Source organism: Pararobbsia alpina, from assembly GCF_965118125.1.
Classification (GTDB): Bacteria; Pseudomonadota; Gammaproteobacteria; order Burkholderiales; family Burkholderiaceae; genus Pararobbsia; species Pararobbsia alpina_A.
On the sequence record NZ_OZ221288.1, the window covers coordinates 2475082 to 2497675 of the forward strand.

A 22594-nucleotide genomic window follows, 5' to 3' on the forward strand; every position below is an offset into this window, starting at 1 on the left:
CGGACGGAGCGGGACGATCGTGGTGGACTCGTCCCGTCCGTGTTGCCCGGTCTGCGTCGTTCAAGTCATTGAAGCCTGGCGGCTTAGCGGTATTGACCCGCGAACTTGACGACCTTGTCGATGTTGTCCTTCGTGATGAAGCCCGGGCCCGAGCCGATGTTCTTCGGCCCATAGACCGGCTCGAGTCCATACTCGGCCAGACGTGCCTTGAACTTCGGGTTGTTCTGCAGCTCGGTGCGGATCTTGTTGATATCCGTCGTCTTGTCCTTCTTCATGATCGAAAGGACGGCAACGGGGATATAGCCTTGCAGGTAGGGCTGCTGGTCGATCGCGAACTGGATCGTGCCGTCCTGAATGGCCTTGGCGATGTCATCCGAGAAGTCGAACGTCGCAAACCAGATCTTGCCGGCCTGACCGCTTTGCTGGAGCGCCTTGATCGTCGGCGAAGCCGAGTTCGGTCCGAGCGTCAGGATGCCCTTGACGTCAGGGTGATTGCGCAGATACGCGCTGACCTTCGTCTGCACCTGCGTCGGGTCGGCACCCGTATCGAGCGTCGACGACTTGAAGTCGACGCCGATGGCTTCGGCAAAGCCGCGGCAACGTTCGAACGACGCCGGGTTCGTTGCGTAGTGGTTCACGCAGAGGAACGACGTCACGCCTGCGGCCTTGGCCTTCATGCCCGCGGCCTTGCCCGCTGCGTATTCCGGCTGGCCGACGTGCATGACCGCGCCGAGTTGCGCGCTTTGCTCTTCGGTACCCGAATTGATCGTGATCAGCGGGATGTGCTTGGCCGTGACCTTGCCGATCGAGCTCTTCAGCACGTCGAAGTCGGCGATCGTCACGATCACGCCGTCGTAGTTATGCGCGGCGGCTTGCTCGATCAGGCGCGACATATCGGCGAGGTCGCCGTTCGGCGGGTTCCGATAGTCGGTTTCGACGTTGAAATCCTCGTCGGCCTGCTTGATTGCGTTCTTGATCGTGTTCCACCACGAGTCGGAGTCGGGTGCGTGGCTGATCAGCACGAAATGTGCGTCGGCGGCCTGGGCTGCCGAGCTTGCTGCGAGACCGCCCGCGAGTGCTGCAAAGCTGATACATGCGGCGCCGATGCTCGTGCTCAATGCCTTACGCCAGCGCTTACCGCCTGTCGAATGTCTCATGTCTCCACCTTTGTTGTGATTCGCCTGTGTGTGATACGGCTTCACTTCTACTTCTCGTCTGCTTCGCTTCTGCTGCACTGCTGCTTCATTGCTTTTTTGCATGTGCATCTGTCACGCGGGCAGATCGCGATGACCTGTCCGAGTGGAAATCAGCGTAGCGCACGTTTTGGGATTTTGCAAAAAAAATTGCATTGCACTGCAAAATGGAAAATTCATTCCATTTTCGTGACAGTTGCTTATACTGCCTACACGACAACGGTCTGCAGGCGTTCGGGTCGAGGCGACAGTTACGACAAGCGCCCACGGTGTTAGGGCAAATACGGAGGAGTGGGAATGCAGCAGCACACGGCAGGCGCCGCGGGCCATACGGCCGAGCAAGAGCGGACCTCGGCGGCGATCGACGCGTTGATGAAGCGCATCGCCGAGGAGTTCGATACGTTGCCGCGCCAGCTCAGGAATATCGCCAAGTACGTCGAGCAGAATCGCGCCAGCGTGATGGTCGACCGGACCAGCGATATCGCCGAGGAGTGCGGTGTGCATCCGTCGGCCGTCGTGCGCTTCGCGCAGCGTTTCGGCTTTACGGGTTTCTCCGATTTCCAGGCCGTGTTCCGGCAGGCGTTTGCCGAGCAATCGGCGCCGACGCAAAGCTACCAGCAGCGCATTCGCAAGCTGATCGACGGCAAGCCGAACAAGCTGTCGGGCGGCGCGCTCGCGCGTGAATTCATTGCCGCGAGCCGCTCGGGTCTCGACGAGCTCGAGCACGATTTCGACGACGAGCAATTCGAAGCGGCCGTCAATCTGCTCGTCAAGGCCGAGAACATCTACGTGATCGGCGTGCGCCGATCATTCAGCGTCGCGAGCTACATCAGCTACGCGCTTCAGCACACCGCCAAGCGGGTCCATCTGGTCTCGGGCTTCGGCGGCATGGTTCACGAGCAGATTCGCAGCATCAAGAAAAACGACATCGTGATCGCGATCAGTTTCACGCCATATGGCAAGGAAACGCAGGCGTGCGTGCGCGTGGCGCATATGCACGGTGCGCAGGCAATCGTGATTACCGACAGCCAGCTGTCGCCGCTTGCCCGTTATGCGAGTGCATTGCTGACGGTCAAGGAAGGCAGCGCTTTTGCATTCCGTTCACTGACCAGCACGGTCTGCCTGTGCCAGGCGTTGTTTGTGGCACTGGCCTACCGGCTCGAGCTGGCGCCCGAAGAGATGAGAGACCCAGGAGGATACGATGAGTGAGGCAGCAGTCAACGTTGCATTGTTTGGCGCCGGACGTATCGGCAAGATTCACGCGGGCAACCTCGTGCGACAGCCGGGTGCGTCGCTCAAATACGTCGTCGACGTCAACGCAGCGTTCGCACAGGACCTCGCGACGAAGCACGGCGCGAAGGTCGTCGATGCGCAGACCGTGTTCGACGATCCGTCGGTCAAGGCCGTCGTGATCGGTTCGAGCACCGACACGCACGCCGACCTGATCATGCGCGCCGCGGCAGCGGGCAAGCATATCTTCTGCGAAAAGCCGGTCGACCTGACGATCGAGCGGGCGCGTGCGTGCGCGCAGGCCGTCGAGAAGGCGGGCGTCACCTGCCTGATCGGTTTTCAGCGCCGCTACGATCCGACCTTTGCCGCACTCAAGGCGCGTATCGATGCGGGCGAGATCGGCACGCCCGAGCTGCTCGTCGTGACGAGCCGCGATCCGGGTCCGCCGCCGGTGGACTACATCAAGCATTCGGGCGGCGTGTTCAAGGACATGCTGATTCACGACTTCGACATCTTCCGCTGGATCCTCGACGACGAAGCGCAGACCGTCTATGCAAGCGGCAGCTGCCTGGTCGATCCGGCGATTGCAGATGCGGGCGATATCGACACGACCGCGGTCACGATCACGACACGCCGCGGGCGTATCTGTCAGATCAACACCTCGCGTCGCGCTGCGTATGGCTATGACCAGCGCTTCGAAGTGATGGGCAGCGACGGCATGCTGCAGGCCGGCAACGTTCGCCCGACCGAAGTCACGGCTTACGGACGCAAGACGGTCGGCACCGATCTGCCCGAGGCGTTCTTCCTCGAACGGTATCGCGCCGCGTACGCCGTCGAGATGGCGCACTTCTTCGACGTGATCGCGACGGGCAAGCCCGCGCGCACGAGCGTCAAGGATGGTCTTGCCGCGCTCGTGCTGGCCGAGGCTGCCGCAAAGTCGTTCCGCGAAGGCAAGCCGGTCGAGGTGGGTGACCATGCGGACGGCAAGCTGTCGGACGTGCTCGCGGCGGTCGGCGCAGCGGCACAGTAATCGGGCAAGGTGGCCGGCCATGTCGCCGGCCACGCAACCGCGGCATCGACCCCGATGAACGCGGCGCGTTGGGTGCCGTGGCCTGAAACGCTGCGGCTCGATCACATCGGCTGAGCGAGGTCGTCATCCGTCATCGGTGGCTCTCGTCTCAGTGCTCTGCATCTGCGTCGTTCGAGGCGCATTTCATTCAGGTGTACGGAGGAGTTGGATGAACAGCTTTTCAGCAGGAGACAGCGTGCGCATCGGGATCGTCGGCCTTGGCCGGCTCGGGCGCCGTCATGCGGAGAACCTGGCGACGCGCGTATCGGGCGCCCGCCTCGTCGCGGCGTGCTCGCCGATTGCGGATGAACGACGTGCAGCGCGTGATGCGTTGGGCATCGAGCGCCTGTATGACACCTACGAAGCCATGCTTGCGGACCCCGAGGTCGATGCCGTCTTTCTGGTGACGCCGACCTCGCTGCATCCCGATCAGATCATTGCGGCGCTTCATGCGGGCAAGCATGTGTTCTGCGAGAAGCCGCTGTCGCTCGAACTCGAAGCGTGCGAACGCGTGGTCGCCGAGGCCAAGCGCTTCCCGCATCTGAAAACACTGATCGGATTCGTCCGCCGGTTCGACGCGAGCTACCGCGACGCATTCGAGAAGATCCGCAGCGGGCGCATCGGCAAAGCGTTTATGGTGCGTTCGCAGACGTGCGACAAGAACGACCCCGATGGTTTCTTTGTGCGCTTCGCACCGACGTCTGGCGGGATCTTTCTCGATTGCAGCGTGCACGACATCGATCTCGCGCGCTGGCTGCTGGGTAACCCGAAGCCCACACGCGTCTATGCGACGGGCACCATCGCCTTGCATCCGGGCCTCGCCGAGTCGCAGGACGTCGACAACGGCGTGGCGATCGTCGAATTCGAGGGCGGCAAGCTTGCCGTGTTCTATGCCTCGCGCACGATGGCGCATGGTCATGACACCTCGACCGAAGTCATCGGCACGGCCGGCGCGTTGAACGTCGGCCGCAACCCGCGCGCGAATCGCGTCGAGATCGCCGACGAACATGGCATCTCGAACGAATGCACGCCGACGTTCTACGAGCGTTTTGCCGACGCCTTCGTCACGGAAGCGCAGGTCTTCGTCGATGCGGTACGCGGCAATGAACCCCTGCCGATCACCTTGCAAGACGCCCTCGAAGCCACCCGGATCGGCATCGCCCTGCGCGAATCGCAGCTGTCGGGGCAGGCCATCACGTTCGACGCGGTGCCGGCGCTGGCTTGAGACAGGGGACCGGGCGCACATCGTCAGTGCTCAGGGGGCGCGTAGCGGCATGTTGGGAAAGTACGCGCCCGAGCAGCACCGCTTGCGGTCATGCAACGTTTGTTCGCGCGGTGCGCCGGGTTTAATGCGGGGGATGGCCACAGGCTTGGGCTTTAACCCTCTACAGAGTATTCTGAAAATAAGATCAGTCGCTTGACTCTGTTTTCGACTGTGCGCACAATCAAAATCAGTTTGCTGATCTCGATTTGCCCATGTTCGAAATCTCAGAGCAGGAAGTTATTGGCCGGTTGAAGTTCGACAACCCGTGGTGGGAAAGCACGGCGTCGGACGAGATTCCCTACGCGTCTTTGCCTCGCCGGAAATACTTCGAGCCGTTCCTGCGTGCTGTCGAAGAGCGGTCGGTGCGTCGTGCCGTCGTATTGATGGGGCCGCGTCGCGTCGGCAAAACGGTCATGATTTACCACGCGATTCGCGCGTTACTGGCCTCTGGGGTGGCGAACGATCAAATTCTTTATCTTTCGCTCGAAACCCCGTTGTACACGGGGCTTCGACTCGAAAAGCTCCTCGACATGTTCCGGGCCACACGAGGGCACGGCGTCAGGCAATCGCTTTATGTCTTCTTCGATGAGGTGCAATACCTCAAGGACTGGGAGATTCATCTCAAGTCACTCGTCGATTCGTATCCGGCGATCAAGTTTGTCGTATCAGGGTCGGCTGCCGCGGCGTTGCGAATGAAGAGCAACGAATCGGGTGCGGGTCGATTCAGCAACTTCGTGCTGCCACCTCTTACGTTTGCTGAATATCTGCAATTTAAAGGACTGGAAGACGAACTGATCTTCAAAGAAGAGGGCGACATCCCTGCCTATGGATGCAGGGCGATCGACCAGCTCAACAAAGAGTTTGCTTGCTACCTCAATTCCGGTGGGTACCCAGAGGTGGTATTTTCCCGGGTGATTCAATCAGACCCGGGGCAGTACATCAAAAGCGACATCATCGATAAAGTGCTCTTGCGGGATCTGCCGAGTCTGTACGGAATCTCTGACATTCAGGAGCTGAATCGACTCTTCACGGTGCTCGCCTACAACACGGGGAATGAAGTCTCGCTGGAGGGACTGGCGAAGAGTTCCGGTGTCGCGAAGAACACGATCAAGCGCTACCTTGAGTATCTCGAAGCGGCGTTTCTGATCCGGCGGATCGAACGGATTGATCAGAACGCGAGACGCTTCAAACGTGCCATGTTCTTCAAGGTCTATCTGACCAGTCCGTCGATGCGTGCGGCGTTGTTCGGGCAAGTTGACGAAGCGTCCGACGCGATGGGGGATCTGACCGAGACGGCAATCTTCAGTCAGTGGCAGCACAGCGACCGTGCGGAGTTGTATTACGCGCGATGGAGCTCGGGCGAGATAGACATTGTGTCGCTCGACGGAGCCCGACAGTCTCCGACATGGATGGTCGAAGTGAAATGGAGCGATCGCCCTTACCAGGACCGCTCGCTGTTGCGCAATTGCGTTGAGTTCGCGCGGATGCACCCGGAAATGCATCGGCCCTTGTTTGTGACGACCAAAACCATTTCGGCTACTGCGACCTATCAGGACATCGCGTTCCGGTTCCAGCCGAGCAGCCTGTATGCCTACACGCTCGGTGCGAACATCCTTCAATACAAGAACGTCAACAAGTTAGAGATCGCTAATCCGGTGCTATCCGACGACATCGCGGACGATTCGGGCGACGACGGCGAGGGTGACGAGGCTTGATGGCCCGGCTTTCAGACAAGCGCTCTCCGAGCGGCAGATACCCGCCTCGCGATACCATACGGCCATTGCATACCAACGCCCTGGGGCGAAAGACCCCGGGGCGTTGTCTTTCAGTGAGCCATCCATGCCGAATACCCCGTCGCTATATATAGACGTCTGGAGCGACTACGTCTGTCCTTACTGTTTCCTTGAAGTGCCGGTGCTCGATCAGTTCCGAGCCGCGTATGGCGATACTGTCGAATTCCGCTGGCATGCGTTTGAGCTGCGGCCCGAGCCGGCCGAGCTGCTCGACCCCGATTCGGAAGAGCTCAATCGGAGCTGGGCTTACTCGGTGCTGCCGATGGCCGAAGAGCGCGGGCTCACGATGCGGCTGCCGCCGGTCCAGCCGCGTAGCCGTAAGGCATTCGAGGCCGTGCTGTTCGCACGTGATGAAGGCCGCTTCGATGTCGTGCATCGCGCGCTCTTCAAGGCGTTCTTCGAAGACGGGCTTGATATCGGCGATGTCGATGTGCTGCTCGATATCGCAGCGACGTGTGGTCTCGATCCGGAATCGCTTGAGGAAGCGTTGAACGAAGGCAGGTATACCGACGCTGTGATGGAAGACGAACGGCTCGCGGGTGAAGTGGGGATCACGGGCGTGCCGTTCGCGATTGTGTCGCGACCCGGTACGTCGGAAGAACCCGGCAAGGCGATCGCACTGCGTGGTGCCGCGCCGGTCCAGCACTTCGAAGAAGCCGTCGAACGTCTCTTTCCGGACGGCTTTCCTCCGATGCAATAAAAGAGCGTACAGCTTGTCCATCGTTTGTTCATCGCACGTCTTGGACGCAGGCCGTTGCACATTTGCGACGGCTCTCAACCGCCTTCATTCGCCAAAGCAGCCTTCGCTTAGCGCACTCATCATCGTTGTATCGACAACGTTCAATCATTCGCACTGCGGCGCATCTGTCCGTCTTTAGGCGCCCCCTTGCGTCGTCAATCATCCGAAAGCCAAAGGCATACCGCGCGTCCACTGAATGACGCGGGCGTTAAGCATGTGGCTAATGCGTTTGACGCATCCGTCGTAGCAAGCCGGCGATGTTGTATGCGCGCTAAAAAGCCAAGGCCGAACAATCGCTTAGTCGCCGCGCAACGGATCTGCAACTGCGACAGTTACGCGGATCCGCTTCGATTCACGCCGCTTTGCGCGTCGCCCCTATTGCACATAAATCGAGCGAATACCATGCTTGCTTATGCATCAATTGAGCAAGCATGCCTCGATTAAATACATCACATCGTGAGGAGTCGGTAACGTTGTCCGCTTCAAACCGGCGTGCATCCGGCTCAATGGCTTTTACGGATTTGCGTCAAGCAGGACGTGTACTAGAGGGTGTTTCGTATTTTTTGTTTTGCTTTGCCACATATCTATTCCAGAATATTGGCATGTAGTGCATAACATTGCCGCGCGCATCGGACTGTTCGTTTGCGTACACAGCAACATATGTGCCGTCGTTTCGAAAGCTCTGTAAGAAAGGCGGTAATTTCGTCCCATCGGGCGGTTTGTCGTGCATCGACATCGGTCAAGCCGGGGGGGTCCTGGCGCGAGCGATGGAGCGCATGCCGAACACGTGTTTAGGGCGATACGATGCTGTGGTGCCCCGGTAGGGGCTGCAGACGTAGGCGGGCAGATACCAGACCAATCGACCGGAGCCCTATGTCGCACACCGAAGCGATGCTCGCCTACTACGGCGACCGACAAGTTTCCGCGCAGTGGCGCGACATGCTCCGCGCCATGGCCGACGAATTCGACACGCAACTCGACGTGCACGAGTTGCGCGCTTTGATGTCGCGTATCGGCGAGCGCTTCGCGCAAGGCAAGCCGCTCGGCGCCTGCGCCACGCTCGACGATCTTGAACTCGCATTGAATCGTGTATGGACGGCGCTCGACTGGGGCTGGGCGGAACTCGTCGACCTGTCCGAGCACCTCGCCGTCCGGCATTTTTGCGCGCCGCTGGATCATGCGTTCGGCGCGAAGGCGGCCGTGTGGGCGAGCGCCTTTCTGGAAGGCGCCTATCAGCGATGGTTCTTCGATCTCGGCGCGGGAGAACGGCTCGCCTTGCGGCAGGTTGAGCCATCGCCCGTGATCGATGTGGGTGGCGTGGCACAACCGTATTACGAGTTTCGACTGGCGCGCTGACAGGCGCGGGTGACGAACGGGACCGTACGATCCTGGATGGCGTTGGGGCAGGGAGGTGGCAATGAGCACATCAGAAGATGTTCAGAACTTGTTCGGCAAGTTCGATGGCAAGTCGCAGCAGTATCAGGAAGTCGCGCGCGACGATCAGGCCGTGGAGGCCCGGTCGCGATGGCCATTGCTGTCTTCGCTCGCGCTGAGTGAAACCGACCTTGTGCCGGATGTCGCCGACAACAGCGGCAAGCTCTCGCCTCACACCTTGTCGCCTTCGGGCGCACACGGAGCGACGTTGGCTGCTGCACTAGCATCCGCACCGGCACCCGCACCCGTGGCCGCTGCGACATCACCCGCGTCTACTTTCGCAACGGCGTCGACCGGCCGCGACACGCTGGCGCAGGCGCTTCGCCGCGCCGATTCGAGTGCCGCGCCGCATGAGCCGTCGTCGACCTTCTCACCGCCGCGTGCGCCTCAGCCCGCGGCGACGCCGCTGCCGTTCGTGCGCGGCGCGGCGCCTGCTTTTCGTGTGCATACCGGTCCTGCGGCGGATGAACCCACGCGCTATCCCCCGGTGGTGACGGCCGATACGTCGAAGCTTCGCCCGCCGTCCGAGCATGACTTCGCGCCGCCGGTGGTCCCGGTGAACAAGTTCAAGCCGTCCGCGACCCCGATCACCGGCGTCGAAGCGGATGCAGGCCGCGCGGAGTTCGCACGGCCGGGTTCCGCGCGTCAGGGCTCGATACTCGGCAAGCTGTTCGCGCCCGCGCCATCGTCGTCTGCCCTAGCCACTCAGGCCGGGCAGACCGAGCCGCGCACACGCGACCTCGGTTCGGTGTTCAGCCGCCTTGCAGGACGCGGCGGCCAGGGTGGCGGGGAGGGTGCATGAAAACCATCGCCGTTGTTTCGGCCAAGGGCGGCGTCGGCAAGACCACGCTGTGCGCGAACCTCGCGTCGCTCTACGCACAGCAGGGCCGCCGCGTGATCGTGCTCGATCTCGATCCTCAAAACGCGCTGCGCCTGCACTTTGGTATCCCGCTCGACGTGATCGACGGTGTCTCTCGCGCGACGCTTGCAAGTGAACGTTGGCTCACGACGCTGATCGACGGCACGGGCGACGTCGGTGTGTTGCCGTACGGCGCGCTCAATGAAGACGATCGCGCCGCGTTCGAGCAGGTCGTCGATGAAGACCCGACGTGGCTGCGTGATGGGCTTGAAGGGCTGCATATGGGCGAAGACGATCTGCTGATGATCGACACCCCACCGGGCCCGACTGTCTACCTCAAGGCCGCGCTGCGCCAGTGCGACTTTGCGTTGACCGTGGTGCTGGCCGACGCGGCCTCGTACGCAACGATTCCGATGATGGACCGGCTGGTCACGACCTATGCGCAGCCGCGCCCCGAGTTTCGCGGTGTCGGTTTCGTGATGAACCAGGTCGATCAGGGGCGGCAGTTGACCAAGGACGTGGTTCGCGTGCTTCGTGAATCCCTCTACGACCGCCTTTACCCCGGCTTGATCCATCTCGATCAGGGCGTGAGCGAGGCACTCGCCTACGACACGACCGTCAACCGTTACGACCCGCACTGTCAGGCCACACAGGATCTGTCGGGCTGTGCGAACTGGCTGATGCAGCGCTTCGAAGCTGCACCCCAGCGTCATGCACAGGAAGTCGCGCATCGAGCCTAGGCGGACCCGGCAGATCAGACCGACTTTCGATTGAGTGCCTGCTTTGCTTGCTTGTCTTGTTTCCTTGTTTTGTTTGACTGTTTGATTGACTGATACACAGGACGACCTCATGAGCGACGTCACGCAAGAGGCGGAACGCATTCCTGTCGACCTCGCCGGCGACCTCGACCCGGGCGGAGAGCGCAGCCGTTTCGACAAGCTGATGATGAAGCTCAGCGCCGGGCTGCTGTTCGCGAGCGCGCCGTTGCGCTGGATCGCCATCGCCGTGTGCGTGGTGCTCTGCTATTTCGTGGTCGTCGTGCCGCTCGAGTTCTGGCCGCAGGTCGGCCTCGCGGTCGCGTTCTGGGCCTTCGCGATGTTCATGCGCAAACAGCGCAGCCATATCGCTACGCTGGTCATGATGGCGCTTTCGCTGATCGTATCGAGCCGCTACATGTTCTGGCGGCTGACGGAGACGACCGCGTGGGATCGTCCCTTCGACGCCGTGTGCGGGATCATCCTCGTCACCGCCGAGTGCTACACGTTCACCGTGCTGACGCTCGGCTACTTCCAGACCGCATGGCCTTTGCGCCGCAAACCGATTCCGTTGCCTGCCGATCGCAGTCAGTGGCCGACCGTCGACGTCTTCATCCCGACGTACAACGAGCCGCTCGCCGTCGTCAAACCGACCGTGTATGCGGCCATCGCACTCGACTATCCCGCCGACAAGCTGCGCATTCACGTGCTCGATGACGGACGACGCCCTGAATTCAAGGCGTTTTGCGAGCAGGTCGGTGTGAACTGGACGATCCGCAGTCACAACCGACACGCCAAGGCCGGCAATATCAACGAAGCGTTGAAGATCACCGACGGCGAGTATCTCGCCATCTTCGACTGCGACCACATCCCGACGCGCTCGTTTCTGCAGATCACACTGGGCTGGTTCCTGCGCGACAAGAAGCTCGCGATGCTGCAGATGCCTCACCACTTCTTCTCGGCTGATCCGTTCGAGAAGAACCTCGGCACCTTCCGCAAAGTGCCGAATGAAGGCGAGCTGTTCTACGGACTCGTGCAGGACGGCAACGACCTGTGGAATGCGACGTTCTTCTGTGGCTCCTGCGCGGTGCTGCGTCGCACGCCGGTGCTCGAGATTGGCGGCATCGCCGTCGAAACCGTGACCGAAGACGCGCATACCGCGCTCAAGCTTCACCGCCGCGGCTACTCGACGGCTTATCTGGCGATTCCCCAGGCCGCGGGCCTGGCCACGGAAAGCCTGTCGGGCCATATCGGCCAGCGTATCCGCTGGGCGCGTGGCATGACGCAGATCTTCCGGACCGACAATCCGCTAACAGGCAAGGGCCTGAGTCTCGGCCAGCGCCTGTGCTATCTGAACGCGATGCTGCACTTTCTGTACGGCATTCCGCGGCTCGTATTCCTGACGGCGCCCCTGACCTATCTGTTCTTCGGCGCGCATGTGATCCAGGCATCCGCATGGACCATCGCGGCCTATGCCTTGCCGCACATCATTCACGCGAACATCACCAACTCGCGCATGCAGAACAAGTTTCGTCATTCGTTCTGGGCCGAGGTCTACGAGTCGGTGCTTGCGTCGTACATCACCGCACCGACGTTGATGGCGCTGATCAACCCGAAGCTCGGCAAATTCAACGTGACGGCCAAGGGTGGCCGTATCGAACAGAGTTACTTCGACTGGAACATTTCGCGTCCGTACCTGATCCTGCTCGCGGTTAACCTCGCAGGCTTTCTGGTCGGTGTCGGGCACCTGTTCATCAAGACGCGCGGCGACTTCGGCACCACGCTGATGAACCTGGCCTGGACGGCGTACAACATGACGATCCTCGGCGCGAGCGTTGCGGCTGCGAGCGAAGTGCGTCAGGTACGCGACAGCCATCGTGTGGCCATGGTCATTCGCGCGATGCTGCGCTTTGCCAACGGACGCACGCTGGCGTGCGAAACGATCGACTACTCCGAAGGCGGCGTGGCGATCCGGATTCCGGCCGGCGTCACGATTCCCCTGCACGAAGAAGTGCAAGTGTCGCTGTTTCGCGGTGAAGAAGAGTTCGTGTTTCCCGCGGTGATCGTGTTCACGCAGACCGATCGCGTCGGCGTGCGCTTTACGACCCTCACGCCGCAACAAGAACTCGACTTCGTGCAGAGCACCTTCTCGCGGGCTGACGCGTGGACCGACTGGGCCAAGGGACGCAAACCCGATACGCCGCTGCGCGGACTCTGGCATGTGCTGCGCGTCGGTACGCGCGGGATCTTGCAGTTGTTCGGTCATGTGATGGCGGACGCGACCAAGCTCGGCAAGCGCGACGCGAACAAGACTAAAAAAACCAAACTCGATACCGGAAGCTGATTCATGAGCCATACGAACGGGGTGTCTCGACTCGCTCGCTTTGCCCGGATGGCCGGCGCTGCCGCCGCAGTACTTGTGGCGAGCGTCGGCGTGGTGTTGCCCGCACTCGCCGCGGCAAGCGATGTCGTTGTCGGCACCGGCGCGCCGACCGCACCGTTGCCGCCGCCTGTGCCAGCCCCGAGCGATGCAACGCCCGTCGACCCGAACACGGCACAACAGCCGACCTTTGCGACGCCGGCCCCGTCGAACTACCGCGCCGTCAGCGATCACGTGCTGACCACGCGAGACGACACCAACCTCACGCCGACCGGCCGTCGCGCGGTGCTGACCTTCAAGCAGCTCGGCGCACTCGATCCGTTGCAGCTGCGCGGCGTCGAAGGACAGAACGGCGTGCCGTTCTCCGTGCGCGCCGACGAAGTCGTCACCGCCGCGACGCTGCACCTGATCTATACCTACTCGCCTGCGCTGCTTCCCGATATCTCGCATCTGAAGATCATCGTCAATGGCGAGATTGCAGCGACGCTGCCCTTGCCCAAGGCACAAGCTGGCATGCTGCTGCAACGCGACGTGCCGATCGAGCCGCGGCTGCTGACCGATTTCAATCACGTCAATATCCAGCTGATCGGACACTACACGAAGGCGTGCGAAGACCCGGCGAACAGCACGCTGTGGGCGACCGTGAGCAACGAGAGCGCGTTACAGCTCACGTTCCAGAGCCTGCCCTCGCGCGCCGACCTCGCGCAATTGCCTTTGCCGTTCTTCGATCGGCGCGATGTGCGACGGCTCGAGTTACCGATCGTGATGCCCTCGCAGCCCGACAACGCAATACTCGAATCGGCGGGCATCGTGTCGTCGTATTTCGGCTCGCTCGCTGGATATCGCGGCGCGTTGTTCCCGGCGATGACGGATCAATTGCCGCCGACGGGCAATGCAGTCGTGTTCGCGACCGAAGCTGCCAAGCCCGCCAATGTGACGATTCCGGCATTGACCGGGCCGACCTTGTCGATCGTCGAACGCCCGGCCAACGAGCACGGCATGCTGCTGCTCGTGATGGGTCGTGATGACGAAGAACTCAAGAAGGCCGCGACCGTGCTCGGCATCGGTCAGGCCGCGCTGTCGGGCCCGACAGCGGTGATCACGCAGGCCGACGATATCAAGCCGCGTGAGCCCTATGACGCGCCGAACTGGGTGCCGAGCGATCGGCCCGTGCGATTCGGCGAACTGGCGCCGGCGCGTGATCTGAGCGTGTCGGGCTACGGCGCCGATGCCGTGCGCATTCCCGTGCGCGTGGCGCCCGATTTGTTCGGCTGGCACAGCCGGGGCGTGCCCATCGATCTCTGGTATCGCTATACGACGCGTCCCGCGCCCGACAAGTCGTCGCTGAACGTGAGCGTGAACAACGATTTCGTGCAGGCGATCCGGATTCCCGCGCAGTCGACGGTGGCCTCGGACATGAGCCGCTGGTTCAGCCGATTCCTGCCCGACCCGTCGACGACCGCTCGACGCACGATCTATATCCCGCCGCATCTGCTCGCGTCGCAGGCACAGTTGCGGTTTCACTTCTACTACGAGATCCCGAAGACGGGCGAATGCCAGGGCACCTTCGTCGACAACGTCCAGGGCTCAATCGACCCGCGCTCGACAATCGATCTGTCGGCGTATCCGCACTATATGGCGATGCCCGATCTGGCCGCGTTCTCGACGAGCGGCTTCCCGTTCACGCGAATGGCTGACCTGTCGCAGACGGCGGTGGTGCTGCCCGACCATCCGAGCAACGTCGACTACAGCATGTATTTCGCGCTGATGGGCCGCATGGGCGATTCGACGGGATATCCCGTGTCAGGCGTGTCGGTCACGCATGCGGAGGGTGTCGACAAGTTTGCGAACAAGGACCTGATCGTGATCGGCGCGCCGTCGAATCAGCCCTTGTTCGAGCGGTGGAAACAGTTCATGCCGTACTCGCGCTCCGATCAGGCGAGCACCTTCCCGGTATCCGACATCGCGTTCCGCCTCGTTGATTGGTGGAAGGGCGCAGCGCATCAGGAAGTCCCCGCGCCCAAGCGCGGCGATATTTCGCTGACCAACGACAACAGCGGCGCGCTGATGATGGGATTCGAATCGCCGCTCAAGCCCGAACGCAGCGTCGTCGCGATCGTGATGTCCGACACGAATGCGTCGTACGACATCACGCGCGCGCTGATGGATCCGGATCTCGTGAGCCGCATTCAGGGCGGCCTTGATGTGATCCACGGCAAGACGATCACGCCGCTGTCGAACGGCGAGCTGTATTACGTGGGCAGCCTGCCGCCCGTGCAATACCTGCGCTGGGCGATGGCCGAGCATCCGTGGATGCTGATCATCTGCGGTGTGTTGGCCGCCGTCATTCTGGCCGCATTGATGTACCGGACGCTGCGGGGTATCGCGGCGCGTCGTCTGAAGGACGGCGCATGACGGGGCGCACGAGGGAGCGCGAGACGGGGTGTGTGAAGGCGCGCACGACGCGGCGCGCGATGGACCGCGTTGCAAGGCGTATCGAGGCGGGCGTGCCGTTGCGCGCCACTCGACGCGCCATGTGGTCTGCTTGCTGGTCTGCTTGCGCGTGCCTGAGCTTTGCATCCGCGGCAGGACAGGCCGCGCCGTGCGCGTGGCCGCAATACGACGCTTGGCTTTCGCATATCGTGCAGCCCGACGGGCATGCCGTTGACGCAGATACGCCGCGTCAGCAGACCACGTCAGAAGGGCAGTCGTATGCGATGTTCTTCGCGTTGGTCGCGAACGATCGGGCCACCTTCGATCGCGCGTTGAATTGGACTCGCCAGAACCTGGCGGGCGGTCAGTTCGGACCCGACGGCGCGCGCCTGCCTTCATGGCAATGGGGGCGTCGCGACGATGGAAGCTATGGCGTGATCGATCCGAATTCCGCCGCGGATTCCGATGTCTGGATTGCGTATGACCTGTTTGAAGCCGGGCGCTTATGGAATGACAGCCGTTACACACAGACCGCATTGTCGCTGCTGAGCCAGATCCGCGCGAACGAGACGGCCTCGTTGCCGGGTGTCGGGCCAGTGCTGCTGCCCGGGCCGAAGGGCTTTTATCAGAACGGCCTTGCGCGGCTCAATCCGAGCTATACACCGCTGTTCGTGCTGCGACGGCTCGCGCAGGAAGATCCGCAAGGGCCGTGGACTGCGATGGCAAGCAGCGCGACCGAGATGATCCGGATCGTGTCGCCGCACGGCTACGCACCGGATTGGGCCGCCTTTCATGTCGGGCAAGGGTATGTCGTCGATCCGGTGAGCGGGGACACCGGCAGCTACGACGCGATTCGCACGTATTTATGGGCCGCGCTCACGCCGTCGTCCGATCCATTGGCGCAGCGTCAGCTTGCCGCGCTGGGCGGCATGCGCGCGGCGGCCGACGCGAACGGCACGATACCTGAGCGCGTCGCAACGACAACGGGGGCCGGGCAAGGCGCCGCTCCTGTCGGATTCTGGGGGGCTTTGTTGCCGTATTTCAACGCCTTGAACGACGCGCAGGCCGTCACGCTTGCCGAACATCATCTGGCCAGTGATTTTGGGCGGGCGCGCTATTACGATCGGGCACTGGCCCTGTTCGGCACGGGAGCGGCCGAGCAGCGTTACCGGTTCGACATTCATGGGCGGCTCGAGCCGCGCTGGGAGGGAGCATGCCAGTCCGTCAACGCGCGCTGATCGTCGCGGTACTCGCGGCCTTCCAGGCGGGTGCCGGGTTATCGCAGGTGTACGCCGCCGAGCAGAACGATGCGCTCGCGGTGCTGATCGCCCAAGGGAAATACTGGCAGAACCACAAGCGTGGCGACCTCGCCGAGCAAGCGTGGCAGAAGGTGCTGCGCATCGATCCGAAACAGCCCGATGCGCTCTATGGCATGGGCATCGTCGAGGTCGACCGCAAGCAGCCCACGCAGGCGCAGGAATATCTGGTGCAGTTGCGCGATACATCGCCGAACGATCCGCGTATCGACGATCTCGCGAGCCGGCTCGGCGAGAGCACGCCGCGCGGATCGGCCATTCAGGACGCGCGCAAGCTCGCTGAGCAAGGCCAATCGGCGGCCGCCGTGCAGAAGTATCAGCAAGCGATTACGAACGGCCCCGTGTCGCCCGATGTCGCGCTCGAGTACTACCAGTCGCTCGGTGCGACGCCGCAGGGCTATGACGAAGCGCGTCGCGGGATGGAAGCGCTCGTCAAAGCGCACCCTGACGAGCCGCGCTTTGCGCTCGCACTGGCGCAGCATCTGACCTATCGCGAAGCCACGCGCCGCGATGGCATTGCGCAATTGCAGAAGCTTGCGAGCTCGCCCGATGTCGGACAAGCCGCGCGCACAAGCTGGCGTCAGGCGTTGCTTTGGCTCGGCGGGCGCGCTTCGGATGAGCCGCTCTATCAAGCCTATTTGCAGGCCAATCCGAACGATGCGGCCGTCAAGGCGCGCTATGACGCACTGGCCGCACAAGAGGCAAGCGCACGCGAGCGCGCAGCAATCGGCGCGGCGCAAAACGCGCGTGGCCGGGCGGTGTCCGAGGGCTTCGACGCCGCGAGTCAAAACGATCTGACGACCGCTGAAGCACGGTTTCAAAGCGTGCTCAAAGCCTCGCCCAACGATGGCGATGCGTTGGGTGGCATGGGTGTCGTGCGGCTCAAGCAGGAGAAATTTTCTGAGGCCAAGGGCTATCTCGAGCGCGCGATGCAGGCGGGCAATCCGGGACGCTGGCGCGATGCACTCAAGAGCGCAACTTACTGGAGCGACGTCAGTGAAGGGCTTGGCGCACGCAGCAATGGCGAGATCCCTCAGGCAAAGAGCCTGTTCGAAAAAGCGATCGCCGTCGACCCGAGCGAAGTCACCGCGCAGAATCTGCTCGGCGAGACATTGCTGAGTTCGGGCGACCCGCGTGCTGCCGAGGCGGCCTATCGCATGGTGCTGCGTCGACAGGCCGATAACCCCGATGCGATCCGGGGCCTGGTTGGTGCGCTCGCCGCGCAAGGGCGCGGACAAGAAGCGATGCAGTTCGCCGACCAGCTGACCGCCGAGCAGCGCGAGAAAGTCGGCGGCATCAACAAGCTCAAGGCACAGGCCGAGCAGTCCGATGCGCGGAACGCTGAGTCACGCGGTGATCTCGGCACTGCCAGAAGCCTGCTCGAAGATGCGCTGCTCAATGACCCCGAGAACCCGTGGATGCGGCTTGATCTCGGTCGTGTCTATGTGAAGCTCGGCGCAACGGGCAGTGCACGCAGCCTGATGGATGGCTTGCTGGCTGCTCACCCCGATTCGCCCGACGTGCTTTACGCGGCTGCATTGCTTGCCGCCGAAACGAAGGACTGGAACAACGGCTTGCTGTTGCTGCAGCGCGTGCCGCCTGCACAACGTAAGCGCGATATGACGACGCTTCAGCATCGGCTCTGGGTTCACGCACAGGCGGATACCGCTGCGGCGCTCGCCGAGCGCGGGCAGACTGCCGCGGCGCGCGCCACGTTGGCCAATGCCGAACCTGTGGCGGGCAGCGATCCCGAGTTGATCTCGACGCTGGCCAGCGCGTACGCGCAGATCGGCGATACGGGCCATGCCTTGTCGATGATGCGTGCCGTGCTCGCTCAATCGTCACGGCCCGATGCGGGATTGCTGTTGCAGTACGCCGGCGTGTTGCTCTCGACTCAGCAGGAGACGGAGCTGGTGTCCGTGCTCCAGCGGCTTCAGTCGATGTCGCTGACACCTGAGCAACGCGAAGGGCTCAGCAACATCAATATGGCCGTCGAGTTGCGTCGTGCCGATGCGTTGCGCGTCAAGGGCGATCTCGCAGGGGCGTTCGACGCGATCGCGCCTGCGCTCGCCGTGCGGCCCGACGATCCGGAATTGCAAAGCGCACTGGGCCGCATGTATGCGTCGGCCAATCAGCCGGGGCAAGCGATCAAGTGCTTCCAGCGTTCACTCGAGGTGCGGCCCAACGATCTCAACACGCTGATGTCCGCGGTCGGCGCGGGCACGGCCAATCACGACTGGTCGACCGCCAATACGCTGTTCCAGCAAGCGTTACAGATCGCGCCGAACAATCCGCGCGTACTTGCAACAGGTGGGCGGCTGTATCACGCACAGGGGCGCAACAGGCTCGCGGCCGAGTATTTTCAGCGATCGCTGATTGCCGAGAGCGCACCTGTGGGCGGCGCGAACGGACCGCTCGACATGCGCCTTGTCGGGCGCGGATGGGATGCGTCGTTGAGTGGCGGCACCACGCCCGCGCTCAATCCGTTTATCGGTATCCGCGGTCCGGATATGAGCGCGACGCAGACACCGACGCCCGCGCCGAACAACGCGGCATATGGTTATCCGGCGGCCGTTCCGGCGCCGGCGCAGGTTCCCGCCGGGGCGGGGTATTCGACGGCTCCTTACTCGACACAGACCATGCCCTACACTCCGCCACCGGCCCCGCCGGCGCCCTACGTGGCGCCTACGCCGGGTCAGAACTATCAGTTGGGTCCGCGTTCGTCGGTCGACCCGGCGAGCGTCGCGCCGTGGTCCACCGTGCCGTCGCCGGGCTATGGTCCGGATGCGAACGGCGCATCGGATTCGGGTGGCGGGGATGGCTATCAGGCTTACCCGAACCAGCCCGCCGCGTATTCGCAAGTGCCGGCGAGCGTTGCGTCGCAGGTGCAGGCGACTCAAGCGTATCCGTCGCCGGCACAGACGATGGCGCCTGCGCCGCAGGGGTATCCGAATGCGCAGCAGGGCTACCCGAATGCGCCTGGGCAGAACTACGGCCAGTATGGTGCGGGTCAAGCGGCCGCTGCACAGCCGTGGGGTGGCGCGCAGCAGCCGTATCCGCAGGCTGCGCAGCAACAGTATCCTCAAGGAGCGCAGCAACAGGCCTATCCGCAGTCGGCACAACAACAGCCGATGGTGCCGGTGCCGAGCGCGCCGCAACTCGTACCTGCGGCCACGCAAGGTCAGCAGGCGTATGCCCAGCAACAGGCGCAAGGTTATGTGCCAGCGCCTGCGTATCCGGTGCAGCAAGGGTATGCGCAGCCGTACGCGCAGGGAAACGGGCAGGGCTATGCGCCGGGCTATGTACCCGGATACGGTCCCGGTTATCCGCAGCAGGGCTATCAGCCGCAGCCCGCACCATGGCCCGGCCAAGCCGCGCAAGGCTACTATCCGCCGAACCCGGGGTACGCACCGCTGCCGAAGCCGGCGTCGTCGACCAAGACTGCAAAGACATCGAAGACGAAGAAGCCAGCGCAACCGTATCGTCAGCAGAACGCACCTTACCCGCAATACGTGCAGCAAGGCTATCCGCAGCAGGGGTACGTGCAGCCCGGTTACGCGCCTGCGTATGCCCAAGGTGGCGGCCAACCGTATCCGCAGCAGCCTTATCCGCAACAAGGCTACGGCGCGTACCCTCAACAGGCCTATGCGCAACAGCCGTATCCACAGCAGGCCTATGCGCAGCCGGCGCCTGCTTACTACCCGCAGCAGGCCTATCCGCAGCAACAAGCGCCGGTGCAGTACGTGCCGGCGAATTCATCGGCAACCGCCGCGATCGCATCCGCTCTGCCGAACGCCAACACCGGCCCGACGATCCAGGTCGGTGCGCCGCCACCGAACACCGCGGTCAGCGTGCAGGACGAACTCGACCAGATCAATCGGGAGCAGGCGAGCACCATGAGCGCGGGCCTGAGCTTCCGCAATCGAGAGGGCACCGATGGCTTGTCGACACTGACCGATATCGAAACGCCGATCGAAGGCCGTGTGCGAGCGGGAGACGGACATATCGTCGTGCGAGCGACACCCGTGTATCTCGATGGCGGTACGCCCGATGGGTCGCCCTCGACGCAAAGCGAGTTCGGCACCGGCCTTGCCGTGCCGAGCACGACCGTTGCGCCTGGATCGCAGCATGCGCAAGGCGTCGGCCTGCAGGTCGGCTATCAGACGCGCTCGTGGACCCTTGCCGTCGGCTCGACGCCGCTCGGCTTCCAGGAAACGAATATCACCGGCGATATCGGCTATCGCGGCACGATCAACGACCTCATGTCGTATCAGCTGTCCGCGACACGTCAGCCGGTGACAGACAGCGTGCTGTCGTATGCGGGCACCACCGATCCGCGCTCCGGCGTCAAATGGGGCGGCGTGATGAGCAGTGGTGCGCGAGCTCAACTGGGTTGGGACGACGGCAGCAACGGCGCGTACGTCTACGGCTCATATAGCTACCTGCAAGGCGATAACGTCGAGAACAACACGCGTGCCGAAGGCGGAGGCGGCTTCTACACGCACCTGATCAATGGCTTCGACGAGACGCTGACCGCAGGCGTCAACGCGATGGTCATGGGGTATGGAAAGAACCTCGGCGGCTTCACGTTCGGGCAGGGTGGCTATTTCAGTCCGCAGACCTACGTCGCGCTCAACTTGCCTGTCGACTACTACGGCCGCGACGGCAATCTCGCGTATCGCGTCAACGGATCGATCGGCGTGCAGCACTTCCGTGAGAATTCGGAGCCGTACTTCCCGAGCAACTCCGGATACCAGACCGCGGCGGCAAACGCCGGGGCAAACGAAAACCCCGCGCTGACAGCCACGCTACCCGGTCAGTCGAAAACCGGCATCCGCTACAACCTGCTTGGCGTGCTCGAGTACCAGCTCGCGCCGCAGTTGTTTGTCGGCGGCGTAGGTGGGGTGGACAACGCCACCGACTATCGCCAGTGGTATGCGTCGGTCTATATGCGTTACGCGTTCACGCGGCAAAGCGGTGCGCAGTTGCTGCCGCCGACACCGCTTGTTTCGCAGTATCCGCAGTACTGATGAGGCAGCTACAAGGCGCGATCGTGCGCGTGGCCACAGGCCTCGTCGTCGTGACGGGCCTCGTGTCATCGAACCTCGTCCACGCTCAAGCACCGCGAAATACTTACGATTCGCTTGTCACCAAAGTCGACTGGAGTGGCAACGACGCCACACAGAATCAGTCTTCCGTGGGTCAGCTGATCGACGCCGGACGCACAGCCCTTGCGGCTGGCGACGCACAGGCGGCGTCTGATCAGTTCAATGCGGCACTCAAGCAGGCGCCCGACGACCCTGCTTTGTTGAATAATCTCGCCACGGCACGCGCCATGCTGGGGGACAGCGGCGGAGCGCTTCAGTTATTGAGGCGCGCCGTTGCGATTGCCCCTGAACGGGAAGACATCCGGGCCAACCTGCGGATTCTTACCGACTGGATGCAACGACAGACGCCGGGCCTGACCGACGAGAATGGCGCCGACGCCGACCGGGCAATCAGCCGTCAGGGCGTCACATCCGGCGTGCAACCTTGGTAGTTTCGACAAAAAATAACATCGAGGGCTGACTGTGGCAGGTACGAGTACAACGCTGCGCGCAATGCGGGGCGCAATGGTCAAGGCATGCGTATGCGCGGCGGTCGCATATGGAGCATCGACACCGGCACAGGCATTCGAACTGTGCAGCGACGGAGTCTGGCTTGACGGGATGCTGGCGTCGTATCACATCAATCCGCAGAAGCACTTCAACGAATTCAATCCGGGGCTCGGACTTGAGTGCTGGGTGAATCACAACTGGGCGCTGACCGCGGGTGGATTCCGCAACTCGCTCGACCGTCCGTCGTGGTATGGCGGGGGCTTATGGTCGCCCGACTTTCTCACGTGGACTTACGTGCGCGTCGGCGTGATGGCGGGGATTATCTCGGGCTACAACTACGGCGACTGGGGCCTTGGACGCAATCACACCGTTGGGCCGGTTGTGGCGCCGATCGTCATGACGAACTATGGGAAGCTGGGGATCAACTTTATTTTGATTCCGCCGATTCCGTCGGATCAGTTGCCGGCGACGGTGGGGTTTATGTTGAGGTATAAGTTTTAGAGGGGTGTCGGCGCACAATCCCGTGGTCTTG

Annotated in this window: 15 protein-coding genes; 14 read left to right on the forward strand and 1 reads right to left on the reverse strand. The window is 62.6% G+C overall.

From position 1 onward, the window contains the following. Positions 1-83: 83 nt before the first annotated feature. Entirely contained in the window at positions 84-1157 is a 1074-nt protein-coding gene (locus tag ACMFWR_RS29095) for a sugar ABC transporter substrate-binding protein (RefSeq protein WP_413195842.1), read from the reverse strand. Positions 1158-1565: 408 nt separating this feature from the next. On the opposite strand from ACMFWR_RS29095, the gene ACMFWR_RS29100 reads away from it, so the two are divergent. From ACMFWR_RS29100 to ACMFWR_RS29165, 14 genes are all read left to right on the forward strand, one after another. Continuing rightward, positions 1566-2402, forward strand: a complete 837-nt coding sequence (locus ACMFWR_RS29100) for a MurR/RpiR family transcriptional regulator (protein ID WP_413197380.1) — start codon at positions 1566-1568, stop codon at positions 2400-2402. Then, on the forward strand, positions 2395-3453 hold the full coding sequence (gene iolG, locus ACMFWR_RS29105) for an inositol 2-dehydrogenase (RefSeq protein WP_413195843.1): 1059 nt from the start codon (positions 2395-2397) through the stop codon (positions 3451-3453). Before ACMFWR_RS29100 ends, iolG begins: the two co-directional genes overlap by 8 nt. A gap of 208 nt (positions 3454-3661) precedes the next feature. After that, entirely contained in the window at positions 3662-4717 is a 1056-nt protein-coding gene (locus ACMFWR_RS29110) for a Gfo/Idh/MocA family oxidoreductase (RefSeq protein WP_413195844.1), read from the forward strand. A gap of 251 nt (positions 4718-4968) precedes the next feature. Continuing rightward, a complete protein-coding gene (locus ACMFWR_RS29115) occupies positions 4969-6471 on the forward strand; it encodes an ATP-binding protein (RefSeq protein ID WP_413195845.1) in 1503 nt (500 codons plus the stop codon). A gap of 124 nt (positions 6472-6595) precedes the next feature. After that, a complete protein-coding gene (locus ACMFWR_RS29120) occupies positions 6596-7249 on the forward strand; it encodes a DsbA family protein (protein WP_413195846.1) in 654 nt (217 codons plus the stop codon). A 912-nt stretch (positions 7250-8161) separates the two neighbouring features. After that, positions 8162-8644 carry a cellulose biosynthesis protein BcsD gene (gene bcsD / locus ACMFWR_RS29125; protein ID WP_413195847.1) on the forward strand — a complete coding sequence of 161 codons (483 nt, stop codon included), beginning with the start codon at positions 8162-8164 and terminating at the stop codon, positions 8642-8644. A gap of 61 nt (positions 8645-8705) precedes the next feature. Continuing rightward, complete coding sequence (gene bcsP / locus ACMFWR_RS29130; protein ID WP_413195848.1) at positions 8706-9524, forward strand: cellulose biosynthesis protein BcsP; 819 nt, start codon at positions 8706-8708, stop codon at positions 9522-9524. Next, positions 9521-10321 carry a cellulose biosynthesis protein BcsQ gene (bcsQ, locus tag ACMFWR_RS29135; protein ID WP_413195849.1) on the forward strand — a complete coding sequence of 267 codons (801 nt, stop codon included), beginning with the start codon at positions 9521-9523 and terminating at the stop codon, positions 10319-10321. The genes bcsP and bcsQ overlap by 4 nt, the downstream gene beginning before the upstream one ends. 109 nt (positions 10322-10430) lie before the next feature. Then, on the forward strand, positions 10431-12680 hold the full coding sequence (gene bcsA / locus ACMFWR_RS29140) for a UDP-forming cellulose synthase catalytic subunit (RefSeq protein WP_413195850.1): 2250 nt from the start codon (positions 10431-10433) through the stop codon (positions 12678-12680). 3 nt (positions 12681-12683) lie between these two features. Continuing rightward, the gene (bcsB, locus tag ACMFWR_RS29145; RefSeq protein WP_413195851.1) at positions 12684-15131 is read left to right on the forward strand and encodes a cellulose biosynthesis cyclic di-GMP-binding regulatory protein BcsB; all 2448 of its coding nucleotides are present in this window, start codon (positions 12684-12686) and stop codon (positions 15129-15131) included. Positions 15132-15250: 119 nt separating this feature from the next. After that, positions 15251-16387 carry a cellulose synthase complex periplasmic endoglucanase BcsZ gene (gene bcsZ, locus ACMFWR_RS29150; protein WP_413197381.1) on the forward strand — a complete coding sequence of 379 codons (1137 nt, stop codon included), beginning with the start codon at positions 15251-15253 and terminating at the stop codon, positions 16385-16387. Then, entirely contained in the window at positions 16363-21495 is a 5133-nt protein-coding gene (locus ACMFWR_RS29155) for a cellulose synthase subunit BcsC-related outer membrane protein (RefSeq protein WP_413195852.1), read from the forward strand. Before bcsZ ends, ACMFWR_RS29155 begins: the two co-directional genes overlap by 25 nt. Next, positions 21495-22004 carry a tetratricopeptide repeat protein gene (locus ACMFWR_RS29160; protein WP_413195853.1) on the forward strand — a complete coding sequence of 170 codons (510 nt, stop codon included), beginning with the start codon at positions 21495-21497 and terminating at the stop codon, positions 22002-22004. Before ACMFWR_RS29155 ends, ACMFWR_RS29160 begins: the two co-directional genes overlap by 1 nt. A 61-nt stretch (positions 22005-22065) precedes the next feature. After that, positions 22066-22563 (forward strand): hypothetical protein, encoded by a 498-nt coding sequence (locus tag ACMFWR_RS29165; protein ID WP_413197382.1) that lies wholly within the window; start codon positions 22066-22068, stop codon positions 22561-22563. Positions 22564-22594 lie beyond the last annotated feature (31 nt).